Genomic DNA, 26,353 nt, shown 5'->3' with positions numbered 1-26,353 from the left:
TGCGAACCACATCACAATAATTAACACAACAAACCCATAAATCACATGAATTAACATCAATATTGAGGCTTACGCAGACATCCTAACGAATAAAATGAATAAATTAGTGATTCTTAGCGTTAAAAAATGAGAAATATTTTCTAATCACTGACGTATAATCACATTAATTACCATTGCCATGTAATGAACAAACTGAATAAGGAGCGAACGTGATTCCCGTTGAACGTCACCAACAGATACTGGCACTGGTTGCCGAGCGTGGCGTCGTCAGTATTGCTGAGCTGACTGAACGTTTAGGTGTATCGCACATGACTATTCGTCGTGACGTGCAAAAACTGGAAGAACAAGGTGCAGTGTTATCCGTTTCGGGCGGGGTTCGTTCGACTGAACGCCTGGCTGCTGAGCCCTCCCATCAAGATAAAACACTCATGTACAGCAGCCAAAAAAACGCCATTGGTATGGCGGCAGCGCTGCATATTCCACGTAATAGCTGTATTTATCTTGATGCCGGAACCACCACACTGGCGCTGGCACGGCAACTGGAAGCCAGGGATGATTTATTGGTGGTCACCAATGACTTTGTCATCGCTAATTTTTTGATTGAATCCTGCCAATGTAAAATGATCCATTCAGGTGGCACATTGTGTCGCGAAAACCGTTCTTGTGTCGGTGATGCCGCCGCCCGTGCGCTACGAAATTTATCCATTGATATCGCCTTTATTTCAGCATCCTGCTGGGGGCCTCGCGGCATTTCCACACCGGATGAAGACAAAGTTGTGGTGAAACGGGCAGTTAGTGAGGTTAGCAGCAAGCGCGTGCTACTGGCTGACGCATCAAAATACGGCAAGATTGCCACTTATTTAGCCTTACCTCTTACTGACTTTGATGCCGTGATTACTGATACCGGTTTGGCGTCTACAGCCCATGAAGAACTAGCCACTAAAGAGATTGAATTGATTATCGCCCCGACCCTGCGTCAATCTGATTGATCGATAAATAGCCTGCACCTCCTCTCGCCATACAGGCAGTCCCGCAGAGGAGGGATATTTGATAACTATATAAATCGTTATGTAGCTAAAGTAACCCCAAGTCTTAGCGTCCTAATAAATAAACGGCGTAAACTACAGGGCAACTTCATTTGTATCTTTTTTGTTTGCAACTATTGATATAACACCCATCTTATCAATCTGGATGTCTGAGGATCACACAGGCCGGTGTTTCTGGAGCATGACATGAACAATGCAACAACGGCTGGAAAGCAAAAAGTGCCGTTACGACTCAGTACATCTATCACCCTCATGGTTTCTGCGGTGATTATCTCCGTGTTATTGGTGGTTCACACGCTGTTCTTCGTTCAACTTAGCAAGATGGCACAAGAGGGTTTGCAAGACAAAGCCGTTGCCGTCGCCCGATCGCTCTCTTTTTCGCCCACCATCATTCACGGATTAACTGATCCTGAAGCCGGGAAACAAATTCAGCCCTATACCAGTCAAGTTCAGCAAGCGAATAACCTGCTATTTATTGTTGTGACTGATATGAACGGCATACGTTATTCACATCCTAATCCAGAGATGATCGGACAACATTTTATCGGCAATGATTTAGAACCTGCGCTACAAGGCAAAGAAAACAGCGCGATAAACCGAGGTGTACTGGAAAGAGCATTACGTATTTTTATTCCTGTTTATGAACCTCACGGCAAACAAATAGGTGTTGTCGCGATTGGGATTTCTCTTACCAGCATTAACTCGGTTGTCAGTGAAACCCGTTGGACTATTCCCTGGACCATATTATTTGGAGCGCTGATTGGATCACTCGGCACCTGGTTTTTAGTCAAAGCACTGAAAAGAATTATGCTGGGTTTTGAACCCTACGAGATCTCCAACTTATTTGAACAGCGTAACGCCATGCTGCAATCCATTAAAGAAGGCGTTATCGCAGTTGATGCCAACTCGCGCATTACCGTGGTAAACCATGAGGCGAAGCGCTTATTTAAACAAAGTGGGCCGATGGAGAATTTATTACTCAGCAGCGCCAGCAAGTATTGGCCAGTGCGTTTGTATTTAGAGCAGGTCTTGGAAACCGGGATTGCCCGGCGCGATGAAGAAATAAATTTTAATGGCAGCATATTACTGACCAATACTGTTCCCGTAATGGTAAAAGGCGATATTATTGGCGCAATCGCCACTTTCCGCGATAAAACCGAAGTGAGTCAATTGATGCAACGCCTCACCGGCATGGTGCATTATGCCGATGCCTTACGAGCACAGTCGCACGAGTTTATGAATAAACTCCATGTGATTTTAGGTTTATTGCATATGAAGTATTATCAGCAACTTGAAGATTATATTGTTAAAACATCGAATAATTATCAGGCGGAAATTGGCTCTCTACTGCGCAAAGTAAAATCTCCAGTCATTGCCGGTTTCCTGCTGGGGAAAATTAACCGGGCACGCGATTTGGGCATCACGTTATCCATCAGTGACGATAGCTTGTTGCCCGATACCGATAATGAGCAAATAACGACTACCTTAATTACAGTTTTGGGCAATCTGATTGAGAATGCCATGGAAGCCATTGGCAACCAGTCTCAACGAGAAATTAATGTCAGCTTCCATTATCAAAATGGCCGTGTACATTGCGTTGTCAGTGATGATGGGCCGGGTATTGCAACCGAGTTGCAAGACAGTATTTTTGATAATGGTTTTTCCACCAAAGGAAATGAACACGGCATCGGTTTGAGCCTGGTTCGCCAGAGCCTGGAAAGTATTGGCGGCAATATTGAGTTCGATTCAGAAGCGGGTGTTTTTACCCAATTCTTTATCAACCTTCCCTACGATGTAACCTCAAATAATATGACCTCCAGTGACAATTATTCAAACAACATCAGCGCGGTAAATCATGATTAATGTATTAATAGTAGATGATGATGCAATGGTAGCTGAGCTGAACAAGTGTTATCTGAGTCAAGTGGCGGGCTTCAACTGCTGCGGCTCAGTCTCCAGTTTACAGCAGGCCCGGGAGCACGTGATGGCAGCGGAACAGCCGATTCACCTGGTCCTGTTAGATGTATTCATGCGCCAGGACAATGGATTAGACTTGCTGCCAGTTCTACGTGAATTTAGTGAGCATACTGATGTTATTGTTATTTCATCTGCAACTGATGTGAATACCATCAAAAAAGCACTGCAATACGGGGTAGTAGATTACTTAATTAAGCCGTTCCAATTCTCACGTTTTGAAGAAGCACTGTCGACTTATCGTGAAAAACAGAGTTTGCTGGGGCAGCGCGAATATTGCGCACAAGAAGATGTCGATTCCTTATTACGCCGCAGTAATGCCGCGCCGATCGAGCGCAAAAAATTACCCAAAGGGCTAACAGCGCAAACACTACGAACGGTATGTGAATGGATTCTGGAAGTACAAGATGGGGAGTTTTCGACGGAGCAGATGGCAAATGCTATTGGTATTTCACGCGTTTCTTGCCGTAAATATTTAATTTACCTTTCCGATACTGAAGTTCTTAGCACTAAAGTTCTGTATGGCGCCACCGGCCGGCCGGTTTATCTCTATAAACTCTTGCCCAGCCAGCAGGAGGTATTAAAACAGTATTGCCAATAGCATGAACACCAAGAAGAACTCAATTTTCAATAACAAACGGCATCCGATAAAAGATGCCGTTTGTTATGCTATCACTCAAAGTGTTGGTTTAAATTATCCAAACTAACAGCTTTAAATTATCCAACCTAATAACAATGTGGCGCCAATTACCGTGGATGCACCGCCAATACGGGTGGCTATCTGGGCAAATGGCATTAATGACATCCGGTTTGAGGCGGAAAGAATAGCAACATCCCCTGTCCCACCGAGTCCGCTGTGGCAACTGGTCACAATGGAGGCCTCCACGGGATACATATTTAGATAGGGAGCAATAATGAAACTGATGGCCGCCATTGATAAAACAACAGATCCACAGACCACGACATAGCCAACGGAGAATACGGCGACAACACTTTCTAACGGAACATACAACATCCCCAGACCAATCATTAGAGGCCAAACCAAGGTAGTAGAAACAAATTTATACCAGCTGTGCGCACCCTGCTCCATTTTTGACGGAATAACCTGCGCGTATTTGCACATCACGGCAATCAAAATCATGAGTACCGGGCCAGGAATATGCACAACCTTTTCAAATAACCCACCTACAATGAAGAATGCACAGGTCATTAATAACCCGCCACCCATTAACTGAAAATCAGCCTGTTTTGGCCCTTCTTGCGAGGTAAACACCGCATTGTCTTGCGCTGAACGAATTAACATCCCTTCGCCATTCAGATCTTTGCGCCGCATACCGATACGTGCCAGCACACCGGCACAAATAATAGCAAAAATGTTTCCGACCACTGCCGCTGGAGCCAACTGGGCAACATAAACATCAGGTGCTTGCCCAAGAATCGCCGAATAAGCCAAGGACAACGGCAAGATACCTTCACCAATGCCACCACCGATAATCGGTACAATAATAAAGAAAAAAGTGTGATAAAGGGAGAAACCGAATAACTTACCCACCAATAACCCGGTAGCGACGGCAGTGATGGTTCCCACTACCAGCGGGATAAACATACGTGTCATACCCTGAATGAGCACCACGCGATTCATGCCAAGAATACTGCCAACGACCAGACTGGCGATAACAAAATAGAGTAAGTTCGCCTCCTTCATCAGCAAGTGAACCGTATCTAACGTATTGGTTTGGAAAATACCAAAGTAGACCAACACTGATGGCACCATCAGACACAATATAGCTGGGCCACCTATGTCTTTTAATACTGGAATATGGCGACCAATATGGGATAATACAAAGCCCATCGTCATAATAACAGCCAAGCCACCAATCATATTTTTGGGTAGATAACTGGCATAAGCCGAAATAAACACAATAGCCGAAATGGTCATAAATAATGCCATTGGCATAGTGTTTATATTCATTTTGTTCACGTTGGTAATCAACGTTTTGATGGAAAATTTATCTGCCATATCGATCTCTTCGTCGGAAGCAAGAGTGATGTCCTGATTTGTTTTTTTCATTTTAGACCTACTGTTGGGTAGTACCTAAGGAACAAGAGGTAACGTATTGAATGTTATGATCAGCTAATGATATTCGATATTTATCACAGACCTATTTAAGGAAGTAATCGATTAACCTGTCGCTAAAAGTTATTATTAACATCAACAATAAAAACATAAAATGTAAATGCTCAACCTCAAGATACCACTCCACTCAGAGTAAAAGAACAAGCGATAGTGATATACTTATTGCATTTGAGAGCCTCTCGACAGGTTTATTTTAATTAACTTAACTCGGTGTTTTGTAATTAAAAAATCCGAATGTAATCAAGTTTCTCTGTTATGCTTTTTTAGTTAAAGACGGTTAGATTAAAGTCTTTATTTAGGTATAAACACTTTGCATGCATGAAATCGCTCGCTTACGACAGCCAGTCTACTCATGGCTTTAAATGCTATAGCTTAGCAGTCCCCCCAGTTTCAACTCAGTATGCTATCAATACCTGGAGTAATATCTTATTGGTAACCCTTTATATTGATCATAATTGAAACATCTATAGACCCGATATCAAAGTATGCTTTTTGTGCCAAAAAGACAAACCATGCATATAAAAAGAATATCTGCATAAAAGTTTTCTTCTAATTAAGATAAACTGCAATTTAATCTAAAATGATAGTAATAAAATATAAAGTCAGGCTAAAAATAGTATCGATAGAAAATAGTCAGAATTGATTTATAGTAAAAAAACAAACTCTCCGCATTCACCTACATAACAACCGGTTACGGGTTGTTCTAAAAATAATCAATAATCATACTAAATGTATTAATATGGAAGCATGCAGTGTGATTATAAATTAACCTTAGCCATTCAATTAGTGACTTCGGTAATACCGCAAAAAAAATAATTTATAAGTGAATATTTTTTTGCCTCATCACGATAGAAACGATAGCATGCCCTCCCATAATTCAAGAGTAATGATCAAAGCCATAACAAGTGAAGGCGCTAAGACGCTATTTATGCATTAACCTTTAGCAATCGGTTGCAGTAATACATTCACGATGATTGCACAACAGACAGGAAAATAGGGAATGTCTATGATGTCAGGAAAGCACTCTGCAGAAACCCATCACGACGCAAAAAAACGCTGGTTAGATTCTCATGATACTGGCTATCACAAAAGTATGGGCCGGCGTCATATACAAATGATAGCGATCGGCGGTTCTATTGGTACCGGCCTATTTTTAGGTACCGGTGCTCGTTTGCAAATGGCAGGCCCAGCATTAGCATTGGTTTATTTGGTATGCGGGGTTTTCTCATTTTTCATTCTCAGAGCCCTCGGCGAACTGATTTTACACCGCCCCTCCAGTGGTAGTTTTGTCTCTTATGCTCGCGAGTTTCTCGGCGAAAAGGCATCCTATGTTGCTGGATGGATGTATTTTCTCAACTGGGCAATGACAGGAATCGTCGATATTACCGCCGTTGCTCTCTATATGCATTATTGGGGAACCTTCTCTGATGTACCCCAATGGCTGTTTGCGTTAGGCGCACTTTCAATTGTCGCCACCATGAATATGATTGGCGTTAAATGGTTTGCGGAGATGGAATTCTGGTTCGCATTGATTAAAGTGGCCGCCATCTCCATATTTCTGATCGTCGGGGTTATCTTTCTTGGAACCGGCCAAAGTGTAGGTGAACACTCGTCCGGTATGCATCTGATCACAGATAATGGTGGATTCTTCCCCCACGGGTTACTTCCCGCACTGGTATTAGTTCAGGGAGTTATATTTGCTTTTGCAGGTATTGAGTTAATTGGCACCGCAGCTGGCGAGTGCAAAGACCCAGAAAAAATGCTACCCAAAGCGATCAATAGTGTGATTCTACGTATTGGCCTGTTTTATGTCGGCTCAGTGGTTCTGTTGGTATGTTTATTGCCCTGGAATGCCTATCAGGCGGGTCAAAGCCCCTTTGTGACATTCTTCAGTAACTTAGGCGTTCCTTATATTGGAACGATCATGAATATCGTGGTGCTATCCGCCGCTCTTTCCAGCCTGAACTCGGGGCTGTATTCTACAGGCCGCATTCTACGTTCATTATCGATGGGCGGTTCAGCACCAAAATTCATGTCCAAAATGAGCCCCCAATCGGTCCCTTATGCCGGGATACTGGTCACTGTCGGCATCTATGTTTTTGGTGTAGTGCTCAACTTTCTCGTCCCATCACAGGTATTTGAGATTGTTTTGAATATTGCGTCGCTAGGGATTATTAGCTCATGGGCATTCATTATTGTGTGTCAGATGAAATTACGTCAGGCGATAAAGAACGGCACGGCCAAACCCGTCGCCTTTAAAATGCCTGGTGCTCCCGTGACATCCTGGCTAACCCTATTTTTCCTGGCCGGTGTATTAATCATGATGGCGTTAGATTATCCGAATGGTACCTGGACCGTTGCGACTTTACCTGTCATTGCCGTATTGTTAGTCGTTGGCTGGTTTAGTTTGCGTAAACGCGCCCGAGAAGTTGCAGCAGAACACAGAAATATGCCTGTCAAAGAAAGTGGAACTAAAGCAGTGCCACCTCTGATTTGTATGAACAAAAGCCAGTAGGTTAAAGAATACATTCAGCCCGTAGCTTGATAAACAAACTTACGGGCTGAATTTTACGCGAATACGGCTAAGATTAATATCAAACCGCTATTGAATAATGAAACGTACACTACCGATTGATTCAATAATAGTGAGTAAAGTTAAAGGACTACAGTTTACTGAGAAGAAAATCGCGTAAAACGACTGCTTGATTATTTTGCTCATCACGACTGCCATATAACAACGTGATTGGCTGTTGCTTCAACACCGCAAGCAAAGGTTCCCAAGCCGTAGAGTTATTGAGCTGGGCCCGATAGCGTATGACAAATTCTGGCCAATCCAAATGCTGATGGAACCATTGCCGCAACGCGTTATCCGGTGCGACCTCTTTTAGCCATACAACCCCCTCCAGACGCGCCTTACTGATCCCACGCGGCCATAAACGGTCAACCAAGAAAGTATTGGCCTGATAAGGTGGTTCAACATCATAGACCCGTTGCAATGTAACCTTATTTATACTCACAGCAATCTCCTTCGCTCTTTTCACTACTCCAATTAAATCAGTGACAGAGAATAAATTCGTGAAGACTCACCCCATGGGTGATAGCCCATCCCGGTAAAAATAAAACCATATCTTTCATAGAAACCAATATGGTCAGTACATAAATGTAATTCGTCGAAACCGATACTTTTGGCCTCTTCCGCCAAGTGCTTTATCAGCAACTCACCATAAGCATGGCCACGAAAGTTCTCTTCAATATAGAGCGCACACAGCCAAGGGTACAGATCCATCCGGCTGATAAAATCATTAGTAATTAACCCCACACAGCCAATAATTTCCGCATTGAGCTCCATCAAATACCATTGCGGCAACGGCTTTTTTGCACCAATACAATGCGTAATGCTATCTTGATAAAGCATTTTGGTCTCTTCTGTAGCCCACTTACTTTGAAAGTAGTGGATAGCTTTATCTTTATATTCTGGATGATTTCTCACCGAGATAATCTTTATCATAGCTATATTCCTATCATACCGAGTGCTGCTTTGGGGAAGACAAATATGACGGCCTACTGATAAATATCGGGATAAGTGCTGCTATATTTTCGAAATTTTTACGCTTTCGCTTATACCAATATTTGGCTTAGCACATACAATCAGTGGTTTCAGATTTAGCCATTAATGTACCATTTGCCAATATCAGGGTTTTAGTCAGTGTTTGGTTACAGCCCGCATAATGTGGGCTTTACCCGCTGATAGGCAATATAGTGCTATTTTTGGTAAAGATCCCAGCGGTTGCCGTAGATATCTTCAAACACCACGACCATGCCATAGGCTTCTTTGCGCGGTTCCTCACAGAATGTTACTCCTTTCGATTTCATTAATTGATAATCACGCCAGAAATCTTCGGTCTCAAGAAAAAGGAATACTCGTCCGCCACATTGATTGCCAATAAATGTCACTTGATTTTCATTAGATGCACGAGCCAACAATAAACGACACTCACTATCTTCTGTGGGTGAAATCAATACCCAGCGCTTCCCTGGCTGCGGCTCGTCTTCCCTCAAAAAGAAACCCAAATTTTCAGTATAATATTCAATCGCTTTATCATAATCATCGACCATGATGGCGATGTAGCCCATCCCTCTTTTTTTACTCGCCATATATTATTCTCATCCATCTCAGTTAACTTAAACCTAATGCTGTCAATATCTCTCGACAAGCACCAGGGGTTTATCTCTCATTTTAAACACTGTAACATCCGGCGAAGACCATGATAATTATTTATTCATAAATACGAACATGTTATATTTCTTCCAGTTAAATTATGGGTGAAAAAAATGACAACGGTGCTGATTAACACTACCAGACAGATGAAGAAAAAAAATATCATGCTGGTAACTGGCACATTAAAATCACTGGTATCTGCAACGAAAAGCGATATATCCGCTCAAACTGGGTTAAGTTTGGCAACCTGTGGCACGATACTGAATGAATTATGCGCTGAGGGAGAGGTTATAGAGGAATCTCTCGATGAATCACGCGGTGGTCGGCCAGCCAAACGCTATATATATAATCCAAATTACTTTAGTGTATTAAGTGTCTATGCCGAGGGTACAAATGACAGCGGCGTTATTTCGTCTTTTCTCACCTCGGCCGATGGCAAAAAAATTCAAGAATACAATGAAGTTTATAATAATCTTACTATGGAGATATTAATTAACCATATTAAAGAGATAATAGATAAACATCCTAATATCAAAGCATTAGGCCTTGGCCTTCCAGGTGTTGTGGTCGATGGGAAAGTCCTAACTTGTGATATTACTCACTTAGAAGGACTGGATATTGCTGAGCAGCTAAATACCCAATTGGGTATTTTTGTTCAAGTGGGCAATGATATGAATTACACTGCATTTGGCTTCTACCGAAATTATTGCTGCGGTACAAATGATCCAGTCGCTTACATATTCATGCCCCCGAGACATTGCGCAGGTTGTGGCATGGTTATTTCCGGGAAAATGCTACGTGGGGCTAGCCAATTCGCCGGGGAGGTATCAAAACTGCCCTTCTATAATAATTTAACCAATGGAAAGAATACTAACTCTCATCATACCTCCGAGTTTGAAAGGCTTCTGCATGTCACTTCATCTTTAATTGTTATTATTAATCCGGTCACCATAGCTGTATCAGGTAATAACATCGATCAAGCATGTATTGATGCACTAGCTATTGAGTTATTAAAAAGATTTGATAACAAACATATTCCGCAATTTGTCTATCGCGATTGTATAAAATCTGATTATCATAAAGGCATATCAGAATATACCCTCGACGCCTATAATAATTTTAGAGTCTTTGATAGCTAACTTACCCAAGTAAATGATGTTAAAGCCCTGCCTTAGCACTAAAAATCTCATTTCAATGCTCGCATTCTATCCCCTATTTAACACCTATAAATAAACACCTTCCACGGCAAGAATGTTCTTGACTTCTTGAACGTCGCCATTATATTTTATTACTTAATATAAGTCTTTTAGTAAGTAGTTTTACATTGCTAACAAATTCGATTTCGCGACCACTCACCAGAGAAAGGTAACTACTGAATGTCTAGCTCTACACTTGATGCCACTCTGGATACTTATGCTAAACGCTCGGCCACGCGGGCAATATTCTTTGTCGCAGGATTTGCAATGGGCCTTTGGGCTTCATTGGTACCCTATGCACAAAATCGTCTTCATTTTGATGCTGGCTCGTTAGGATTACTGTTGCTTTGTTTGGGAACTGGCTCTCTACTTGCCATGCTGTTCTCCGGGAAACTCATCGGCCGTTTTGGTTGTAGAAATATCATGCTATTAGGTATCGCCCTAGCCTGTATATTCCTGCCTACTCTGGCAATCATTGATCAATTTCCTTTGATGGCTTTATGCCTATTTTTCTTTGGCGCTGGAATCGGTCTGGCAGATGTTGCAGTCAATGTCCAAGGCTCACTGGTTGAACAATCATCTGATAAACCACTAATGTCAGGTTTTCATTGTTTGTTCAGTGTTGGTTCAATTGCAGGAGCAGGTGGTGGTGCAATATTATTTACGCTTGGTTTGATGCCTCTTGCCGTGACATTCATTGCCATTGCAGTCATCGCTATTATTACCGTGACGGTTTTTAATGAATTAATCCCCTTTGGTGATCATAAAGAACCTACTGAGCAAGCGATAACAAAACCAAAGCCCAATTTCCGACTCGTGTTAATGGCATTAATGTGCATGATTTGTTTTATGGCGGAAGGTGCAGTATTAGATTGGAGCGGCGTTTTTCTCACTAATGATCGAGGCCTTGATATAACACATGCAGGTTGGGGATTCGCAATTTTTGGTGGAACGATGTCAATCATGCGTTTCACTGGCGATAAAGTTGTCAGCCTTTTGGGACGTAAACGCGTACTGGTTCTCAGCAGTATCATCGCCATGATCGGTTATGCAGTTGCGGTCATTATCCCCGACTGGAAATTCACATTGCTTGGTTTCGCGCTAGTTGGAGTTGGGGCTGCAAACATTGTTCCGGTACTGATAACCCTGGCGGGCCAGGAAAAAGTGATGCCGGTAAATATGTCCGTTGCCATGGTTGCAACACTAGGTTACTTCGGCGTGCTGGGCGGGCCAGCGCTGATTGGTTTTATTGCTCACTTAACTGATCTTTACACCGCATTCGCCATTATGGCACTGACATTCCTCGTTATTGCGGTCGGGGCATTTAAGCTGAAATATATCAACGAGGAATAACCGCATCAAAAATTAATACAGCGTAAACATATTTGTGAAGATTCATCTAAAGATAAAATTTGTGACTGAGTATGGTAACTTTACCAGCTAGCAAAATTTTGCTAGCTTTTTTTTAGATAAATAGCGTTAAGATATTTTCTATCAAACTACTATCTTCAATATGTTAAAGAGGGAAATAAAATGAGTATTAAAATCGTTGCAGTTGATATGGATGGAACCTTTCTTAACGACCAGATGAATTTTGATAGGAAAAGGTTTAGCGCTCAATATGCACAATTAAAAGATAATGGAATAAAATTTGTTGTTGCCAGTGGCAACCAATATTACCAGCTCATCTCATTCTTTCCCGATATCGCTGATGAAATCGCATTTGTCGCTGAAAACGGTGCCTACGTTAGCAATGAAAATACAGAAATTTTCTGCGGAGCACTATCCGATGAAAACCGTGACAAAGTTCTAGAAACAATCTTACCACTACCTCATCTTGATATTATTGTTTGTGGCAAGAATGGTGCTTGTATGCTCAGTTCATCTGATAATGCTTTCTACACCACCATGAGCAAATATTACCATCGACTTAAAATTATTGATAACTTCAGTCAAATCGAAGAACCCGCATTCAAGTTCGCAATCAGTTTGCCCGATGAAGAATTGGCTGACTTTATGACATTCATTGAGGCTGAATTAGGCGGTATTGTAACCCCAGTGTCCAGTGGTCATGGTTCTGTTGACCTAATCATACCTGGTGTACATAAGGCCAATGGTATTAAATTACTCCAGGATATATGGGGGGTGAAAGATGAAGAAGTGGTGACTTTTGGTGATGGTGGCAACGATGTTGAGATGTTGCAATATGCCGGGTATGGATTTGCTATGGCAAATGCGCCAGAACATATTAAAAAAATAGCGAAATATCAGGCCGACTCGAATAATGATTCAGGCGTGTTAAATGTCATTGATAAAATTTTAAGAAAAGAACCTCCGTTTGCGGGAAGTTAGAAACTATACCGGAAATATGATGGCGGAGAACCAGGAAAATAATAGCGATCTCTTAAATCAAGGCTAATAATTAACCAACTGTCTGTCTGAGCGATCAAAGTAACTCACACGATCAGAAGCCCGCACATTTACGCGGGCTTCGTTTTACACCTGATTAACATAGATTCCCCCCTCCACTCAACAGTTACACTACCCAGTCAATGATTTAGTCTTCAATGATATTACCGATGAACACCTACATGGGGTAGCAACTAGTTATTATCTCGTTGAGATAACCCGATGCATGTGCAATTCCCTCCTGTACCCGCAAAAAATAGTATTACAAGACTAAAATCAAAGTAATGAAAATAAATTTTTTCCTTGTTTTTAATTAAAATGCTATCGTTATTTTAATAATAACACTTAAGTAATTTTAAATTAATAACAGGTAAACGGTTAAATATGATTACCGCCAGTTGTTAGGCTTTACTGACGGCGATGGTGAATGGATTGTCGATCTGACGCTGGAACATATTGCCAAAAATGGTTATTCCTGTTTAAGTTATTTATCTTTTCTTATTAAACGAAAAATCACTTTTGTTATTAGAGATGAAAAAATAATAGCAAGAATAGCCATTTCGTAATAGAGAGCTATCAGAATATTCGTATTAAGAAAGTTAAAATAGCTGATCGCATCATACTGCTCCTTTGTAGTATTTAAAATCCATAATTATAACGTATGGCACACAGGGACGATATTGATTCCAATAAGCAAGCGTCTTCTTCAGGAATCTTACGTTGCGAGGTAACAAGAGAGGGATATGCTCATAACCTTTCACCTGCGTTTAGCGGGAAATATCTGTTAGCTGAATGTACTCAAACACAGAAATATCAGCCCGATAGCAGTAGCAAAGAAGCCTGGCTGAAAGATATAAACATATTTGTCCCGGTTGCCCATCAGGTAAATGATAAGCCTGAAAGTCAGGTAACGCTGGAAAATATTAGCGTAATACGTTGATGAGCAAGCAGGTTCATCGCTTTGATGGGTGAACCTATTCAGCATTGCGTCTACAGCGTCTGAATAGGAAATTATTAACTCGTATTGAATTAGAAGAGATCACCGAGTTTGTTCAACCGAGAAAACAATGCGAATGCTTACACGAAAATGGCATTTTTTTATCATGCGGAAAGATGCTTGACCCAGCACCACCTGGGGACCCACTGTCATCGCGTCAGCTCATTCAGGTGGAGTCTGATGAACAACCTGATTATGGCTCGCCCACGCAAAGACCCCGCTGACAACTGGATGCCGCCTCGTGTTCGAAAAGGCAGGTCAGCCTATGAGTTCGGGGCCATCGATGGTGGAACAATCCGACTTTGCAGCTTTGGATCCAGCCAGGCCGAGGTATGGATGGCCTATGAGAGATTAATGGTCGGCCAGAAAAGTGACACGACATTTACTGGTCTCATTAAAGAGTTTTTGGTGTCCGGCGATTTCTGTGATTTGGCGAGTGAAACACAAAAAGACTATCGCAAACACTCCTCAAAAATAATCGCTGTATTTGGAAAAATGTCATCCAACAGTATAAAGCCCGAGCATATTCGAACGTATATGGATGAACGGGGGATAACAAGTCGGATTCAAGCCAACAGAGAAAAATCTTTCATGTCGAGAGTCTTCCGCTGGGGATACGAGCGCGGAAAAGTAAAATTGAATCCTTGCACTGGTGTAAAGCAGTTTAAGAAGCTCAGTAGAGAGCGCTATATTACTGATGAAGAATATAGTGCAGTCTATTTTGCCGCCTCTAACATTGTCCGCATCGCCATGGAAATAGCCTATCTGTATCTCACAAGACAAGCTGACGTGCTTGCGTTACGCCGTGACCAAATTAAAGACGCGGGGCTATATATCAGGCAGGGAAAAACGGGAGTAAAACAAATTAAGGCCTGGACCGGACGATTGCAGAATGCGATTGCGTTGGCCGATACCCTCCCCTTGAAGCCAGGGATAAGTAGCATTTATCTCATCCACCAAAGAGGTGGATGTCGGTATAGCCGTGATGTTTTTAATAGCCAGTGGCGTAAAGCCAGGAAAATGGCAAAAGAGTCACACCCTGAATTGGATTTCAATTTCACCTTCCACGATTTGAAGGCGAAAGGTGTTTCTGATCTCACAGGAACCCTCTATGAAAAACAGGCGATTTCGGGACATAAAAATGCATCGCAAACGGCACGGTATGACAGAAAAGTCGCGATTGTCCCTGTCGTCGGCGGGCAACAAGAAGAGCAATAAAGTGACGAAATTGAATGGTGAAACAGCCACAAAAGAGCAGGGATATGGTGAAAACCAATGGTGAAATAAGATTTGGGTCACAAAAAAACCGCCTCTCGGCGGTTAACGACATACTCATACTACTTTGTTTTACTTAGATTTGTTTCCATGGTGCCCGGGGCGGGACTTGAACCCGCACAGCCATAAGCCGAGGGATTTTAAAAACTCTTAGAACAATCTGCAAATCAATCACTTACATAAAATCAGTAAGTTACCAAACACGATAGCGGGTTAGTTTGGGTTGTTGTGGGGGTGGTAGTCACAGTAATCAAACTAAATTTAATGCTCAAAAAGAATCAGATGTACTAACTCGTTCTTAATCTGACGCCCTTACTGTTCAGGATGTAATCAAATCTGACGTTCGACTCTGTGCCATAAGCAGGCATTGATATTTATTAAGAGAAGTGATGCTTCAAAGCTACTACCTTGAAAGCTGTGTAAATGTCATTGAAGGTTTCATGCAACGCTTTCATCGTTAGCCAATGGTGTATGAGTAACCTATCAGCTCTATAAATAGAATACATCTTGTTGTATATTAAAATTGAATGTAACGTTTTAAACGCCCTCCTACTACATTCTAACTCGTTTCTGCCCACCAACTTATCTGGAAAATCTGGAGTTTACTAATGGACTACCTTTCCAAAAAAATAGGCGAAAAATCAGAACTTAACGTATTTACTGGTAATTTTCGAGATGCAGCCACTCAAGAGCAATCGAGAATAGAATACATTCTAGTATTAACACTTGGATATCTATGGAATAAAAACATTTCAAGAGTTGATGATGACTCGAGATCTATGTGCTTTCAAAATGTGGTTAGACCATCAATTGGTAGCATCCTTAATTTGGTAAGGGTGCTGGATATAGAAGGAGAAATATTTGGGGGGAAGAAACTTAAAATATTTAAAGATAATATTAATAAATACCCTAACTTAAGAAATGAATCAATAGGACATGGTTTTTCATTTGAAGATGGGGCCGAGGAGCTTTATGAAAAACTATGTGAGATTTATAAAAACATTAAAGATGCTGGGCCGTTTTTTTTGAAATCAGATATGGACATTATAAGTGTATTCTATTCGAATGAGTCAGTTTCGAAAGGAATTCGATACAAACCGACAGGTGAGTATTCTCCTTGCACTATTTCGCAATCGACTGCCAAGTTAGAAAGAAATACTTTATATATATACCATAATACCGAATATCATAAGATATCTCCTTTTTTGAAAACAGATGAGGTCGATGAATTCTATCTTTTCTCTTATATAGATGACAAGCTTGCATCTAGAGCAATGTTCAACCAACTTATTAAAACAAACAGGAAATACTTTACGGTTGATGGAATCATTGGTTCTATCATGGAAATCGATGAGCGAAGAGTTAAAGCCAGTAACGGGACCATCATTAATAGTTTCGAAAATAATTATAAAAAATACATTGATACAGCAATAGTCAAAAAATTAGTACAATTTCTAAAAGAAAATACATCTACTGTTTTCTCTACCGTTTGGGGGCATGGAGGTGTAGGGAAAACCGCTTCTATTCAAAGGGTCTGTGAAGTGTTGCTTAGTGAGGAAAGGAAATACTTTGACTATATTGCTTTTGTTTCTGCCAAAGATAGAAAATTCAACTATCACACAGGTATAATAGAAAAGATTAACGGTAACGTCGACTCTTATGAGTCAGTAATAAGATATATTAACAGTATTGCTTTCTGCCATGATAGTTCTGACCAATCAGATATAATTAATTTCCAAGGAAAGTTGCTAATCATAATAGATGATTATGAAACCTTTACTCCTTCAGAAAAAGATAAACTACTTGAATTCATAAAGCTACTTGATATTAGCCACCATAAGGTGGTTATAACAACTCGCTCAGCCAGTAATATTACAGGTGAGGAAATTGAAGTTAAAGAACTATCTCCATCTGAATCATTGAGCTTTTTTGACAGCGTACTAGAGAACGAACTTGCAATCGACACTGAAATATATAAAAAAGGCAGAGATTCAAATGAGTTGGCTGCATCAATTCATCAATTAACCAGTGGGAGGCCTTTATTTATTTTCCAAAGCGCAATAATATATGGCGAAAGCGGTTCTATTGAAACGATGCTTGATTCCAAGATAAATACTGGAAAGAATGCTATAGAGTTTCTCTATGGGAGAATAAAAGATTATCTTTCCGTGAGTGCGTTGAAAATATTTGGTGTGATGGGGATATTAACATCAGAAAGTGATTTAATTAATTTACTTTCAAAGCTTCAGTATATATTAAACATGGAAAGAGATAAGTATGAGTTCGAGAAGGCAGTAGAGGAGTTAGTTAAGCTAAAAATAATTACCATTGTTGATGATAAATATTTCAAAGTTTACTCAAGTGAGATTGCTACTCTTATGAGGCAATCATTCCAGGAAGATGGCTCAGTAACTAGTCGCCTGCAGCTAATTGGAACTGATAAGGGTTTAGATAATAACCTTTCTCTTCTAAATGATGCAGATAACTCTCGAATCACTAAAAAGCCAAGCGAAGTTAAGCAAAAATACCGGTCGATTATATCACGAGCAGTTACTCCCGCCGAAATTAAAATTCAAGCCGTTATAAACCTGGCGCAATATATAATCGAAGATAATGGTGGCTATGAAGAGGGCATCTTACTTCTTGGTGAATACCAATATGCATATAACAACTCACCTTTATTTGTAAAAACATATTCCACATATCTATGGCGTGGGGATAAGAAAGAGAAGACGAAAGCAATTACTTTAATTGGCAATTTACTTCAACTTAACTCCTTCACAGAAGAAAATGAAAGACTTGATTTGCTTTGTGTTTTGATGAGATATGAAGCTACATTCTGGATTGATGCAAGAGAGGAACTAAAAGATGATTACAGAATTAAAGAAATAACCGATGTAGAATATGAAAAAATATTTTCAGAGCAGCGCCAAGAGTTTTATAGAATTTTTAATTACCCAGGTCTTGAAGTGTTTAGTTGCATAAAAAACAAAGAACTTGATAATTTTCAACATGATATGAAAGTAAAGGTGCTGAATGGGCTTTCATATTTTATAGAGGTTTGCTTGAGAAGGCATCAATTTGAAGAAATTGATGAAGTATTGGACTTTGTTTTTAATAAGCTTAAATACAATTATCACGATATTTTCAAAAGAAAATTAGACAGAATTAATAGAGCTAGATCATCAAATGTTAAAAATTATGATAAATACATTACTCCGGGTAGTGTTGGTGACCGTTTCGAAGCTGCACGGTTAGGGGCGAAAAAGAATGAGGCTCCAGGTTCTTTCGGAAGTATACTTTCCGCCGCATTCAAAGATGCAGAGGCCTGATAAGTATATTTGAATATCATTATTGCCCTGTTTTAGAAAAAACCATTAGCCCCCAAAATTAATTTATTTGGGGGCATTTTTATTTTTGAATGATAAGTCATGGTTCTGATGTTTTTAATTTGACCAGTCCTCTGTTGACTAACATATTAGAGTATTATTAATGCAGCTAAGAAGATATGACAACACTAACGAATTTCCGCTTCTCGTTCTTAGCTGACTGTCAGATTTATCGTATCTTGCTAGAGAATACAGTCAGCATTACCTCCGAGAACTAGATATTCTAACGACATAATGATTCTCTCCTTGGACGCAGTTATTACAAAAATCTCCAACCATTTTATTCATCATTACATTCTCACATTATTAATTTTTCGAAATGCGGTCATATGGATTCAAACTCACTGCCGCTTCTAAATGATCCGGTGCAAAGTGGCTATAGCGCATGGTCATTTGGATAGTGGAGTGCCCGAGGATTTGTTGCAGTACCAATATGTTGCCACCGTTCATCATAAAATGACTGGCGAAAGTATGGCGTAGAACGTGGGTTAACTGGCCGGTAGGTAACACCAGTTTAGCCCGGTCAATCGCTTGACCAAATGCGTCATAGGCATTGACGAATAAGCGCCCTTTCATCTTTGGAATCAGTTTATGCAGTTCCGCAGAAATAGGGACTGTACGGTTCTTTTTGCTCTTGGTGTTGATATAGGTAATTTTGTTTGGCATCACCTGAGCCTGTCTTAGCTGCTCCGCTTCACTCCAACGTGCACCAGTGGCTAGACAGATACGAACAATGATACCGAGATCTCTATTGCTGGAATTGTCACACTCATACAGCAGGTGCTTAATATCATCTTCATAAAGAAAAGTTAATTCGTTTTCGCTTTCACGAAATAACCTGACACCATCCAGCGGATTAGCATGATTCCAATGCCCTAGCCTTTTCAACTCATTAAAGACAGCTCGCAGATAAGCATGTTCGCGGTTGACCGTTGCCTCTTTTGGCGGTTTAACGATTCCGTGTTTTGGCTTACGACTAAACTCACCGGCTAAACGCTGCTTGCGGTATTTGGCGAACACTTCCCGGTCAAAATCAGCAACAGCAGGATCGCCCAAGTTATCACACAGGATATTGAGTTTGTCTAATCTTGCTTTGCCGTCACTCAAAGAGCGCCCGTGGAGTTCATACCACTGACCGACCAATGTTTTTAACCTCTGCGCGGCAGTCTCTGCCGGTGTGTAGTCAATATCCAGATCACCACGTTGCGCTAATTGTTCACGTTCAAAGCGCAACGCCTCGCCGCGAGTAACAAAGGTTTTCCTAACCCGCTTACTATCACGGCCATCTGAGTAAAAATCACAGACCCACTTCCCGTTGGGTAACTTCCGTACTGCCATAAATAAGTCCTCAAGAATAATCCCTTGGGCTTATTTACTGTATATAAAAACAGTAGTCAATGTTTGATATGTAGCACGACAAACATCTGATTAAAAACTAACGTGTACAGGTTTTCTTTGATTTACTGATAGAGCCATCATTACAGACAAATTTCTCATTTTCACAATGGGATACCCCACCCTTTTTGCCGGAGCAGGGATAGTTTTTTGCCATAGTGATCGTAGGTAAAGATAAAAGAAGAATACCAATTACTGCACTAGCTAATAATTTCATTAGATTATTATTCCATTAGTGCGCCGATTACTTTTTAGTACAGGGTATTAATAGCCTGTAATTTCCCCAACAACTTTAGCCAAAATACTGACCTCACTAACCGGCCAATTTATATCATTGATACGCCATACATCACCCGGTAAACGGGTAATATCACTGATAGATGCAACTCCCGCTTTTTCAATCAACCAAAGGCCATCAGTAATTTTCTTGAATTGATGCTCAACCAGAAATGAACTCTTGGCATTAGGTGAAGAAATCAACTCAGGTTCATCTATCTGTACTGGAAGTAATTCAGGATCAAGTAATACGGGGCTGGCATCGGTTAACAATCCATCAACCAACTTTCTGTGCTGAATTAATTTAGCGTGTTCTTTTTCATTAGTAGCTTTGTCGGCTTCCCACGGTTCTCCTTCCCCAGTAGCTAACCATTGCAAAGATGCACCCGTTTCAAGTGCGCACTGAACAATTTCTTTGCCGGGAAAATACCCACGTTTGATCCACGTGCTTACTGTTCCATGACCAACACCTATTTTTCCTACAAGCTCACGTTGCGTTGAAAAACCGTAGGCTTTCAATAACCTATCAACAACAGCTTGTCCGCCACTAAAAACCATTCAATATTCCCGCCAAAATAATATTGACTCGTACAACTTTGAGGATTAAATTCCTCATTATTGAACAAAGACACAAATTAACCCGCATTAACCACACATTACAGGATGCACCATGATTCAAAACCTTGCAATCACAGTAACCTCTCCTTATTTATCCCTGCCCGAGTTCTCAAAATTGAGCGGAATCCCTTATGAAACCTGCCGTGGCATGGTGAAAGATGGTCGTCTACCTATCCGCCAGAAAGTTCGCAAAATGGAAAAGGTTCTCGTAAATATGATCGCTCTCACTAAAGAAGCGGCAAACCAGTAATGTTCGACATTCAAATTTGCCAACTAATTGTCGGCATATGTGAGGAAGTAAGCCATGTTTGATTTTTCAGTGTCCAAACATCCGCACTTTGATAACGCCTGCCGCCAGTTTGCGTTAAAGCACAACTTAGTCGAGCTGGCAGCAAACGCAGGGATTGCGGCGCAAGTGTTGCGTAACAAATTGAATCCTGACCAGCCACACCGCCTGACCGTTGACGAACTGCTACGCATCACCGACCAGACCGAAGACCCAACGTTATTAGACGGCCTACTGTCACAAATCAATTGCATGCCATCTGTGCCAGTCAATGAAGCCTGCACCGATAATATCCCGACTTACGCGCTTCATGCTACTGCTGCCGTGGGTTCTATTGCTGCCGCTGCGGTGCAAGGTAATCACAAAACAGCATTCAGTAAATCTGCCCTGCTGGATAGCGTCAATACTGCGATTCGCCATCTGTCACTGATTGGCTTGACAGTGCAGGCGCGCATTCAATCAACCCCCGCGCTTGCTTCAACCGTTGATGTTATTAGCGGCTTGAGTGCTGTCGCTGGTTTGAGTTGAGGTGTTTTTATGATTATTTCTATTGCTCCACTGTTGAAACAGCAAAGTCCGGTAAACCTGCGTCATTTCGGTAACGGGGTGCTGGAATTGAAGAGCGGCCAGCGCTGGAAGCCGGGAAGTAATCAAAAGGCGCTTTTACAAGAATTGTCCTCTGCAAAGAAGACGCCAATATTACGCCGTCTATTCGGGCGTTGATTGGGGGTTATATGCTGCAATTAACGGAAGCTGAAAAATTGAGAATGACGGGTATTGCTCGTATTGCTGAATTAAAAGAAACGTATTTCCGTAATAGAAAGAATGTTGCTCAGGAGGCTTTTGATAAATCGCCTGCACATTTGCGTAAAACAATTTGTTTTCATGCTGGCTTAAAAAGTCGTCATGTGAATATGCAGTTTTCAGAATTAAGTCCTGCAGAAAGAGAATCTGTTGTTGAAACGCTGAACTACTTAATTGAGTTTACTCGTTCGCTGCCGTCGTTTGTCAGTAATGATGACTGCACACTGAATATTATTAATTAACCAAGGTCGCAATATATGGCGTTTCACTCGCCGGGTTTCGTATTGCCTAAAAACAGGAATTACCAATGAAGAATACAAAGGAACAAGCGGAATTAATCAGATATGAACGCTCGCCTGTGGCTATGAACTCACTCGAATTATTACTAAATGAGGCTCGGATTGATGAAAGAAAGAATCAGGCCGCGCTGGTTTCCTTTCGTTTGGATGAGATTGCTAATCAAATTCTAAACCGAGAATTGAGTGGCGTAGAAGCTGCTGAACTGCTTAATCAAATCGCTGAGCACATAATCACTCAGTCTTATGACCAGCATTAATAATATGCGTGGCCGCATTACCCCAACTCCGCCGTTGCCTTATCCGGGCAGCGGCGCTGCTGTTCCTGCCTATGCCTACCCCGGCAGCAAACCGCGCCAAACCCTTGCACCAGCAAGACCGCTTACCCGTGAACAACTGATTCAGGGGCAAGCTGTTTTAGCCAATATCAATAATCTGCCTCACTTCCTGCGTAACCAGTTCATTTCTCGCTATGAATACCTGTTAGCCAATAAAGGGCTAAACGACGCTAATAAATGGCTGGTGTTTGTTTTTGACCAGCGTATCTGGCCGCGTATTCAGGTGGTCAATAGCAAAAATGTTATGCGCCTCAGTGCATCAATGAGCTTTTCAACTGATGCTCCAACCTATGCCAGCCTAGCGGGTATGCACGATAAAGAGCTGCGCCGCTTTGCCCGCAAAATCGGCGATGAGTTAATGGTGGCGTACAACCATCATTGTGATGAATGCATTAAGGCTAATCAGGGTGACAGGGCTGTTTTATTGCAGGCTGATACACAGGTACGCATATTCGGCGATCTTGCCAGAATGGCGCGCGCTTTTAATATCACGCCGATGCACTGGCGCAAATACCTGAAAGGCCGGTTAGATATCACCTCTGCTATCGCCAGCCTATCACGTCTGGTTGATCCTGAATGGTGGGAGCGCAAACTCAAAGCACAGCGCACCCGCTGGCGGGAAGCGTTATTGATTGCTGTCGGTAATGTCAGCCGTGATATGTCGGCCTCTTCTTATGCCAGTAAGCAGGCCATCCGTGAAGTATTCGCCCGTCGCCAGTCTAATTTGGAATACCTCAAAAGCTGCCAGTTAGAAAACATTGAAACCGGTGAGCGCATCGACCTGATTGATAAGGTGATGGCGAGTATTTCCAATCCAGAAATTCGCCGTATGGAGCTAATGAGCACCATCGCCGGTATCGAAAAATATGCAGCTTCACAGAAGCACGTCGGTATGTTCCTGACCGTCACCACGCCGTCAAAATATCACCCGACCCGCGTTATCGGTAAAGGTGATAACGAGAAAGTCCAGCTTAACCATAAGTGGGACGATGAAGCCTATTCCCCCAAAGACGGTCAGCGCTACCTTTGCAACATTTGGAGCAAAATGCGCACCGCCTTTAAAGACAATAAATTAAGCGTCTACGGGATGCGGGTCGTTGAGCCGCACCACGACGGCACCCCGCACTGGCACATGATGCTGTTTTGTGAGCGCAGGCAGCGCCAGCAGATTATCGACATCATGCGCCGCTATGCGTTGAAAGAAGACAGTGACGAGCGAGGAGCCGCTAAATACCGCTTTGAATGCAAGCACCTGAACAAAGGCGGGGCCGCTGGTTACATCGCTAAATACATTGCCAAGAATATCGACGGCTATGCGCTTGAGGGTGAACGCGACCATGAAACCGGTGAGCTGCTAACCGATTCCGCTGCGGCGGTTACAGCATGGGCGGCAACGTGGCGCATCCCTCAGTTTCGCCCAATGGGTATTCCCTCCATGGGAGCCTATCGCGAGTGTCGCCGTATCCGTTTTATAAGTCTGGCCGAGTCGTTTGACGAAACGGTGGAAGCTGTGCGCCATGCTGCTGATGAGGGTGATTTTGCTGCCTACATCGCTGCGCAGGGTGGAACTAATAGCGGCAATCAGACTGTGCGTGTAGCCAAGCGTATCGCCGATGAGCTGAACGCTTACGATGAGGAAGTGCATAAAGTCGTCGGTATCTATGCGCCGCATTTGGGCGCTGACCATGTTCATGAAACCCGCACAACCCAATGGCGCATCGTTTCGGGTGCCGTTGACGTTGAGCCTTTGACGTTGAAAAGCGCCGCTGGCGCGCCTCGGAGTCCTGTCAATAACTGTGGGTTAGGTGAAAACACCCAAGCGCCAAATGACCCCAACGGGCAGGATAAAACGCCTGTGGCGGCGATGGAATACCCACCGGATGCCGTTATTGACTGGTCGGACACTGCCGCCGTGAGGGCGATTGTGGCCCGCGTTAAAGAGAAACAGCCAACGATAAGCAAGATGCAACGCAGTTATGACCCCACCAAGGGCCGACTTATTGCGCCATCTGCCCGCTTAACCCGCGAAGAACGCCAGCGCATCCCTCAAATCCGCAACGATTTACTGTTGAAAGATATCAGCGCCCAACGTTGGGAACTGGAATCGTTAGCGCGTGGGGCAAAAATGGCTGTTGGTGATGCGGTGATCCATTACCCGGCCTTGTCCGACTGGCCGGAATTCGATGATTAATCTACCTGAGAGGAAACTCATGACTAAAACCGACGCCACTACCCGTAAACAGGCACAGCGCCAGCGTGATAAATCTGCTGGTATCAATGAAATTCGCGCCCGACTGGAGCCAGAAGAGTTCGCCATGCTAATCGAGGGCATGGCTGCCCGGCGTCTGTTCCGGCCAGCCTACGATTTACCGGAATATATCGCGCTGCTGATTCGACAAGATAACCAGCGACTAAAAGAGCAACAAGCCGAGCTGGGTAAACAACGCTGTGGCAAATGTGGCGATACCTTGCCGGGCGATCCAAATGGGTGTTGTTTACGGGGTGAAGCGGCGTGTTGGCAAACCAAAGGTATCAACAGCTTATTAATTAGTGCAGTTAAACCATTGTGACGCGTCACGGCGGATTACTTTTACAACATATAGCGCGTCACAAGCATCTGATTTAACTAAACAGCCATATACAGTATTGACCTGAATATTGTTTTACTCGATACTGTATATAAATACAGTATAATAAGGAGCCTGCATTGAAACCCGTTGATAAAATAGAATTAACACTATCAAGAATTCAGTTTATTGCTGAAGTTTCGCAAGTTGCACAGTGTAGTAATAGCGAGTTTCTTGTCGCCATGTCGTTGATATCAGACCTGACCAGCCAGATAGTCACGAGCCAAAATTATGATGAGATTTTCTATAACGCCGACGGTAAAAAATCGCACTGATAAATCCCCCATAAAATAATGCATGTGTGGCCTCCCATCGTGATTTGGGTCATGCATGCATATAGTGCATGATTCCGCATGTTGATCCCCTCCCCTATTTCCCCTGTTAGCGCCAGTTCCGGCGCGGATCTCAATGGATCATGCAAGTGCATGAAAAGCGACCTGCAAAGCGCGCAGGCGTGGCGGGGATAGCATTGCGCGCAAAGGGTTTTGATACCCTTATTTATCGATCTTGGGCGGGCCGTGGTGCTGCGTTCGGTTGAGTTGGGAATCAATGCGTGTTCATGGGGTGTGATGGCGTGACGGGCGTCTGGTGGCGTATGGCGCGAGGTGTTGGAATCGCTACTTTTCGGGCATGAAAAAGCCGCCCGGTTCGGCGGCTATGATATTCAAAAATATCAATTAACTATTTGCAAACTTGAAACGCTGCCAGCTTATTGTCATCCGTAAACTGTGCGGCAACAACGCCGTCTTTGACCAGTGAATTAATAATTCCAAGCGCGCCAGTCATGTATTTGCCTTTAGACATACCGCAAGCTACTTCAGAGTCATGGGCTAATGCCGCGTTACATTCTACTCGTTGCGATACCAGTGCAGTAATACAATCCGGGTCAAGTGACAACGCTTGATTAAGGATATCAACAGCCAATTGTGCTGTGATTTTTGGGTTAGTTTGTGCTTCCATAATTATTCCTTGTTTCGCTTTGTATTTTTGCGGTGGCTGCGGCGGTGGTGCGGGCCTCTTCACTGTGTCACCGGGTTTATATGGCGGTGGTGTTGGCGCTTTACGTCCCAT

The 26,353-nt window shown here is 42.5% G+C and carries 25 protein-coding genes; 18 read left to right on the top strand and 7 right to left on the bottom strand.

Features of this window, described 5'->3' with window-relative positions; all coding sequences use genetic code 11:
• Positions 1 to 209: 209 nt before the first annotated feature.
• The 3 genes from ygbI to dcuR all read left to right on the top strand — a co-directional run bounded on the left by ygbI (position 210) and on the right by dcuR (position 3,621).
• On the top strand, positions 210 to 989 hold the full coding sequence (ygbI, locus tag QSV56_RS10300; protein WP_019079188.1) for a DNA-binding transcriptional repressor YgbI: 780 nt from the start codon (positions 210 to 212) through the stop codon (positions 987 to 989).
• 243 nt (positions 990 to 1,232) lie between these two features.
• Complete coding sequence (locus QSV56_RS10295; RefSeq protein ID WP_046695086.1) at positions 1,233 to 2,909, top strand: sensor histidine kinase; 1,677 nt, start codon at positions 1,233 to 1,235, stop codon at positions 2,907 to 2,909.
• Positions 2,902 to 3,621: a two-component system response regulator DcuR gene (gene dcuR, locus QSV56_RS10290; protein WP_019079186.1), complete on the top strand. Its 720-nt coding sequence runs from the start codon at positions 2,902 to 2,904 to the stop codon at positions 3,619 to 3,621. Before QSV56_RS10295 ends, dcuR begins: the two co-directional genes overlap by 8 nt.
• A 111-nt stretch (positions 3,622 to 3,732) precedes the next feature.
• Here dcuR and QSV56_RS10285 read toward each other — a convergent pair whose 3' ends face one another.
• On the bottom strand, positions 3,733 to 5,091 hold the full coding sequence (locus tag QSV56_RS10285) for a 2-hydroxycarboxylate transporter family protein (protein WP_019079185.1): 1,359 nt from the start codon (positions 5,089 to 5,091) through the stop codon (positions 3,733 to 3,735).
• A 1,066-nt stretch (positions 5,092 to 6,157) separates the two neighbouring features.
• Here QSV56_RS10285 and ansP point away from each other — a divergent pair.
• On the top strand, positions 6,158 to 7,672 hold the full coding sequence (ansP, locus tag QSV56_RS10280; RefSeq protein ID WP_046695088.1) for an L-asparagine permease: 1,515 nt from the start codon (positions 6,158 to 6,160) through the stop codon (positions 7,670 to 7,672).
• Between the two features lie 148 nt (positions 7,673 to 7,820).
• On the opposite strand, the gene QSV56_RS10275 is transcribed toward ansP, so the two are convergent.
• The 3 genes from QSV56_RS10275 to QSV56_RS10265 form a co-directional block, all read right to left on the bottom strand.
• Entirely contained in the window at positions 7,821 to 8,174 is a 354-nt protein-coding gene (locus tag QSV56_RS10275) for a DUF488 domain-containing protein (RefSeq protein WP_005164450.1), read from the bottom strand.
• A gap of 32 nt (positions 8,175 to 8,206) precedes the next feature.
• A complete protein-coding gene (locus QSV56_RS10270) occupies positions 8,207 to 8,665 on the bottom strand; it encodes a GNAT family N-acetyltransferase (protein WP_046695089.1) in 459 nt (152 codons plus the stop codon).
• Between the two features lie 254 nt (positions 8,666 to 8,919).
• Positions 8,920 to 9,312 (bottom strand): VOC family protein, encoded by a 393-nt coding sequence (locus tag QSV56_RS10265; protein WP_301212244.1) that lies wholly within the window; start codon positions 9,310 to 9,312, stop codon positions 8,920 to 8,922.
• 177 nt (positions 9,313 to 9,489) lie between these two features.
• Here QSV56_RS10265 and QSV56_RS10260 point away from each other — a divergent pair, with 177 nt between their 5' ends.
• The 6 genes from QSV56_RS10260 (at position 9,490) to QSV56_RS10240 (ending at position 18,585) form a co-directional block, all read left to right on the top strand.
• Positions 9,490 to 10,515 carry an ROK family protein gene (locus QSV56_RS10260; protein WP_046695091.1) on the top strand — a complete coding sequence of 342 codons (1,026 nt, stop codon included), beginning with the start codon at positions 9,490 to 9,492 and terminating at the stop codon, positions 10,513 to 10,515.
• Positions 10,516 to 10,752: 237 nt separating this feature from the next.
• Positions 10,753 to 11,925: an MFS transporter gene (locus QSV56_RS10255; protein WP_050131217.1), complete on the top strand. Its 1,173-nt coding sequence runs from the start codon at positions 10,753 to 10,755 to the stop codon at positions 11,923 to 11,925.
• Positions 11,926 to 12,105: 180 nt separating this feature from the next.
• Complete coding sequence (locus QSV56_RS10250; protein ID WP_263696159.1) at positions 12,106 to 12,924, top strand: Cof-type HAD-IIB family hydrolase; 819 nt, start codon at positions 12,106 to 12,108, stop codon at positions 12,922 to 12,924.
• 1,041 nt (positions 12,925 to 13,965) lie between these two features.
• Positions 13,966 to 14,202 (top strand): DUF4224 domain-containing protein, encoded by a 237-nt coding sequence (locus QSV56_RS21955; RefSeq protein WP_072076895.1) that lies wholly within the window; start codon positions 13,966 to 13,968, stop codon positions 14,200 to 14,202.
• Positions 14,159 to 15,196, top strand: coding sequence for a tyrosine-type recombinase/integrase (locus QSV56_RS10245; RefSeq protein WP_080357911.1), 1,038 nt, complete (start codon positions 14,159 to 14,161; stop codon positions 15,194 to 15,196). Before QSV56_RS21955 ends, QSV56_RS10245 begins: the two co-directional genes overlap by 44 nt.
• Before the next feature lie 665 nt (positions 15,197 to 15,861).
• On the top strand, positions 15,862 to 18,585 hold the full coding sequence (locus QSV56_RS10240; protein WP_061111561.1) for an NB-ARC domain-containing protein: 2,724 nt from the start codon (positions 15,862 to 15,864) through the stop codon (positions 18,583 to 18,585).
• Positions 18,586 to 18,948: 363 nt separating this feature from the next.
• On the opposite strand, the gene QSV56_RS10235 is transcribed toward QSV56_RS10240, so the two are convergent.
• Both QSV56_RS10235 and QSV56_RS10230 read right to left on the bottom strand, forming a co-directional pair.
• Positions 18,949 to 19,980 (bottom strand): tyrosine-type recombinase/integrase, encoded by a 1,032-nt coding sequence (locus QSV56_RS10235; protein ID WP_061111897.1) that lies wholly within the window; start codon positions 19,978 to 19,980, stop codon positions 18,949 to 18,951.
• 321 nt (positions 19,981 to 20,301) lie between these two features.
• Positions 20,302 to 20,871 carry a phage repressor protein CI gene (locus QSV56_RS10230; RefSeq protein ID WP_061111898.1) on the bottom strand — a complete coding sequence of 190 codons (570 nt, stop codon included), beginning with the start codon at positions 20,869 to 20,871 and terminating at the stop codon, positions 20,302 to 20,304.
• A gap of 112 nt (positions 20,872 to 20,983) precedes the next feature.
• Here QSV56_RS10230 and QSV56_RS10225 point away from each other — a divergent pair, with 112 nt between their 5' ends.
• The 8 genes from QSV56_RS10225 (at position 20,984) to QSV56_RS10190 (ending at position 25,557) form a co-directional block, all read left to right on the top strand.
• Complete coding sequence (locus QSV56_RS10225; protein ID WP_019079169.1) at positions 20,984 to 21,181, top strand: DNA-binding protein; 198 nt, start codon at positions 20,984 to 20,986, stop codon at positions 21,179 to 21,181.
• A gap of 54 nt (positions 21,182 to 21,235) precedes the next feature.
• Entirely contained in the window at positions 21,236 to 21,745 is a 510-nt protein-coding gene (locus tag QSV56_RS10220) for a phage regulatory CII family protein (RefSeq protein ID WP_301212236.1), read from the top strand.
• 9 nt (positions 21,746 to 21,754) lie between these two features.
• Positions 21,755 to 21,940, top strand: a complete 186-nt coding sequence (locus QSV56_RS10215; RefSeq protein WP_019079991.1) for a phage filamentation protein Fil family protein — start codon at positions 21,755 to 21,757, stop codon at positions 21,938 to 21,940.
• A gap of 11 nt (positions 21,941 to 21,951) precedes the next feature.
• Positions 21,952 to 22,263, top strand: a complete 312-nt coding sequence (locus QSV56_RS10210) for a hypothetical protein (protein ID WP_061111903.1) — start codon at positions 21,952 to 21,954, stop codon at positions 22,261 to 22,263.
• Between the two features lie 65 nt (positions 22,264 to 22,328).
• Positions 22,329 to 22,577 carry a DUF2732 family protein gene (locus QSV56_RS10205; protein ID WP_061111904.1) on the top strand — a complete coding sequence of 83 codons (249 nt, stop codon included), beginning with the start codon at positions 22,329 to 22,331 and terminating at the stop codon, positions 22,575 to 22,577.
• Positions 22,564 to 24,846, top strand: a complete 2,283-nt coding sequence (locus QSV56_RS10200) for a replication endonuclease (RefSeq protein ID WP_061111910.1) — start codon at positions 22,564 to 22,566, stop codon at positions 24,844 to 24,846. Before QSV56_RS10205 ends, QSV56_RS10200 begins: the two co-directional genes overlap by 14 nt.
• 19 nt (positions 24,847 to 24,865) lie before the next feature.
• Positions 24,866 to 25,225 (top strand): hypothetical protein, encoded by a 360-nt coding sequence (locus tag QSV56_RS10195; protein WP_050880707.1) that lies wholly within the window; start codon positions 24,866 to 24,868, stop codon positions 25,223 to 25,225.
• A gap of 137 nt (positions 25,226 to 25,362) precedes the next feature.
• On the top strand, positions 25,363 to 25,557 hold the full coding sequence (locus QSV56_RS10190) for a hypothetical protein (RefSeq protein WP_046695125.1): 195 nt from the start codon (positions 25,363 to 25,365) through the stop codon (positions 25,555 to 25,557).
• A gap of 406 nt (positions 25,558 to 25,963) precedes the next feature.
• Here the strand turns inward: QSV56_RS10190 and QSV56_RS10185 are convergent, their stop codons facing one another.
• Entirely contained in the window at positions 25,964 to 26,353 is a 390-nt protein-coding gene (locus tag QSV56_RS10185; RefSeq protein ID WP_263797137.1) for a hypothetical protein, read from the bottom strand.

The organism is Yersinia sp. 22-579, from assembly GCF_030433455.1.
Classification (GTDB): domain Bacteria; phylum Pseudomonadota; class Gammaproteobacteria; order Enterobacterales; family Enterobacteriaceae; genus Yersinia; species Yersinia enterocolitica.
Note: the sequence above shows the minus strand (reverse complement) of the source record. Positions and strands in the feature narration are given on the sequence as shown.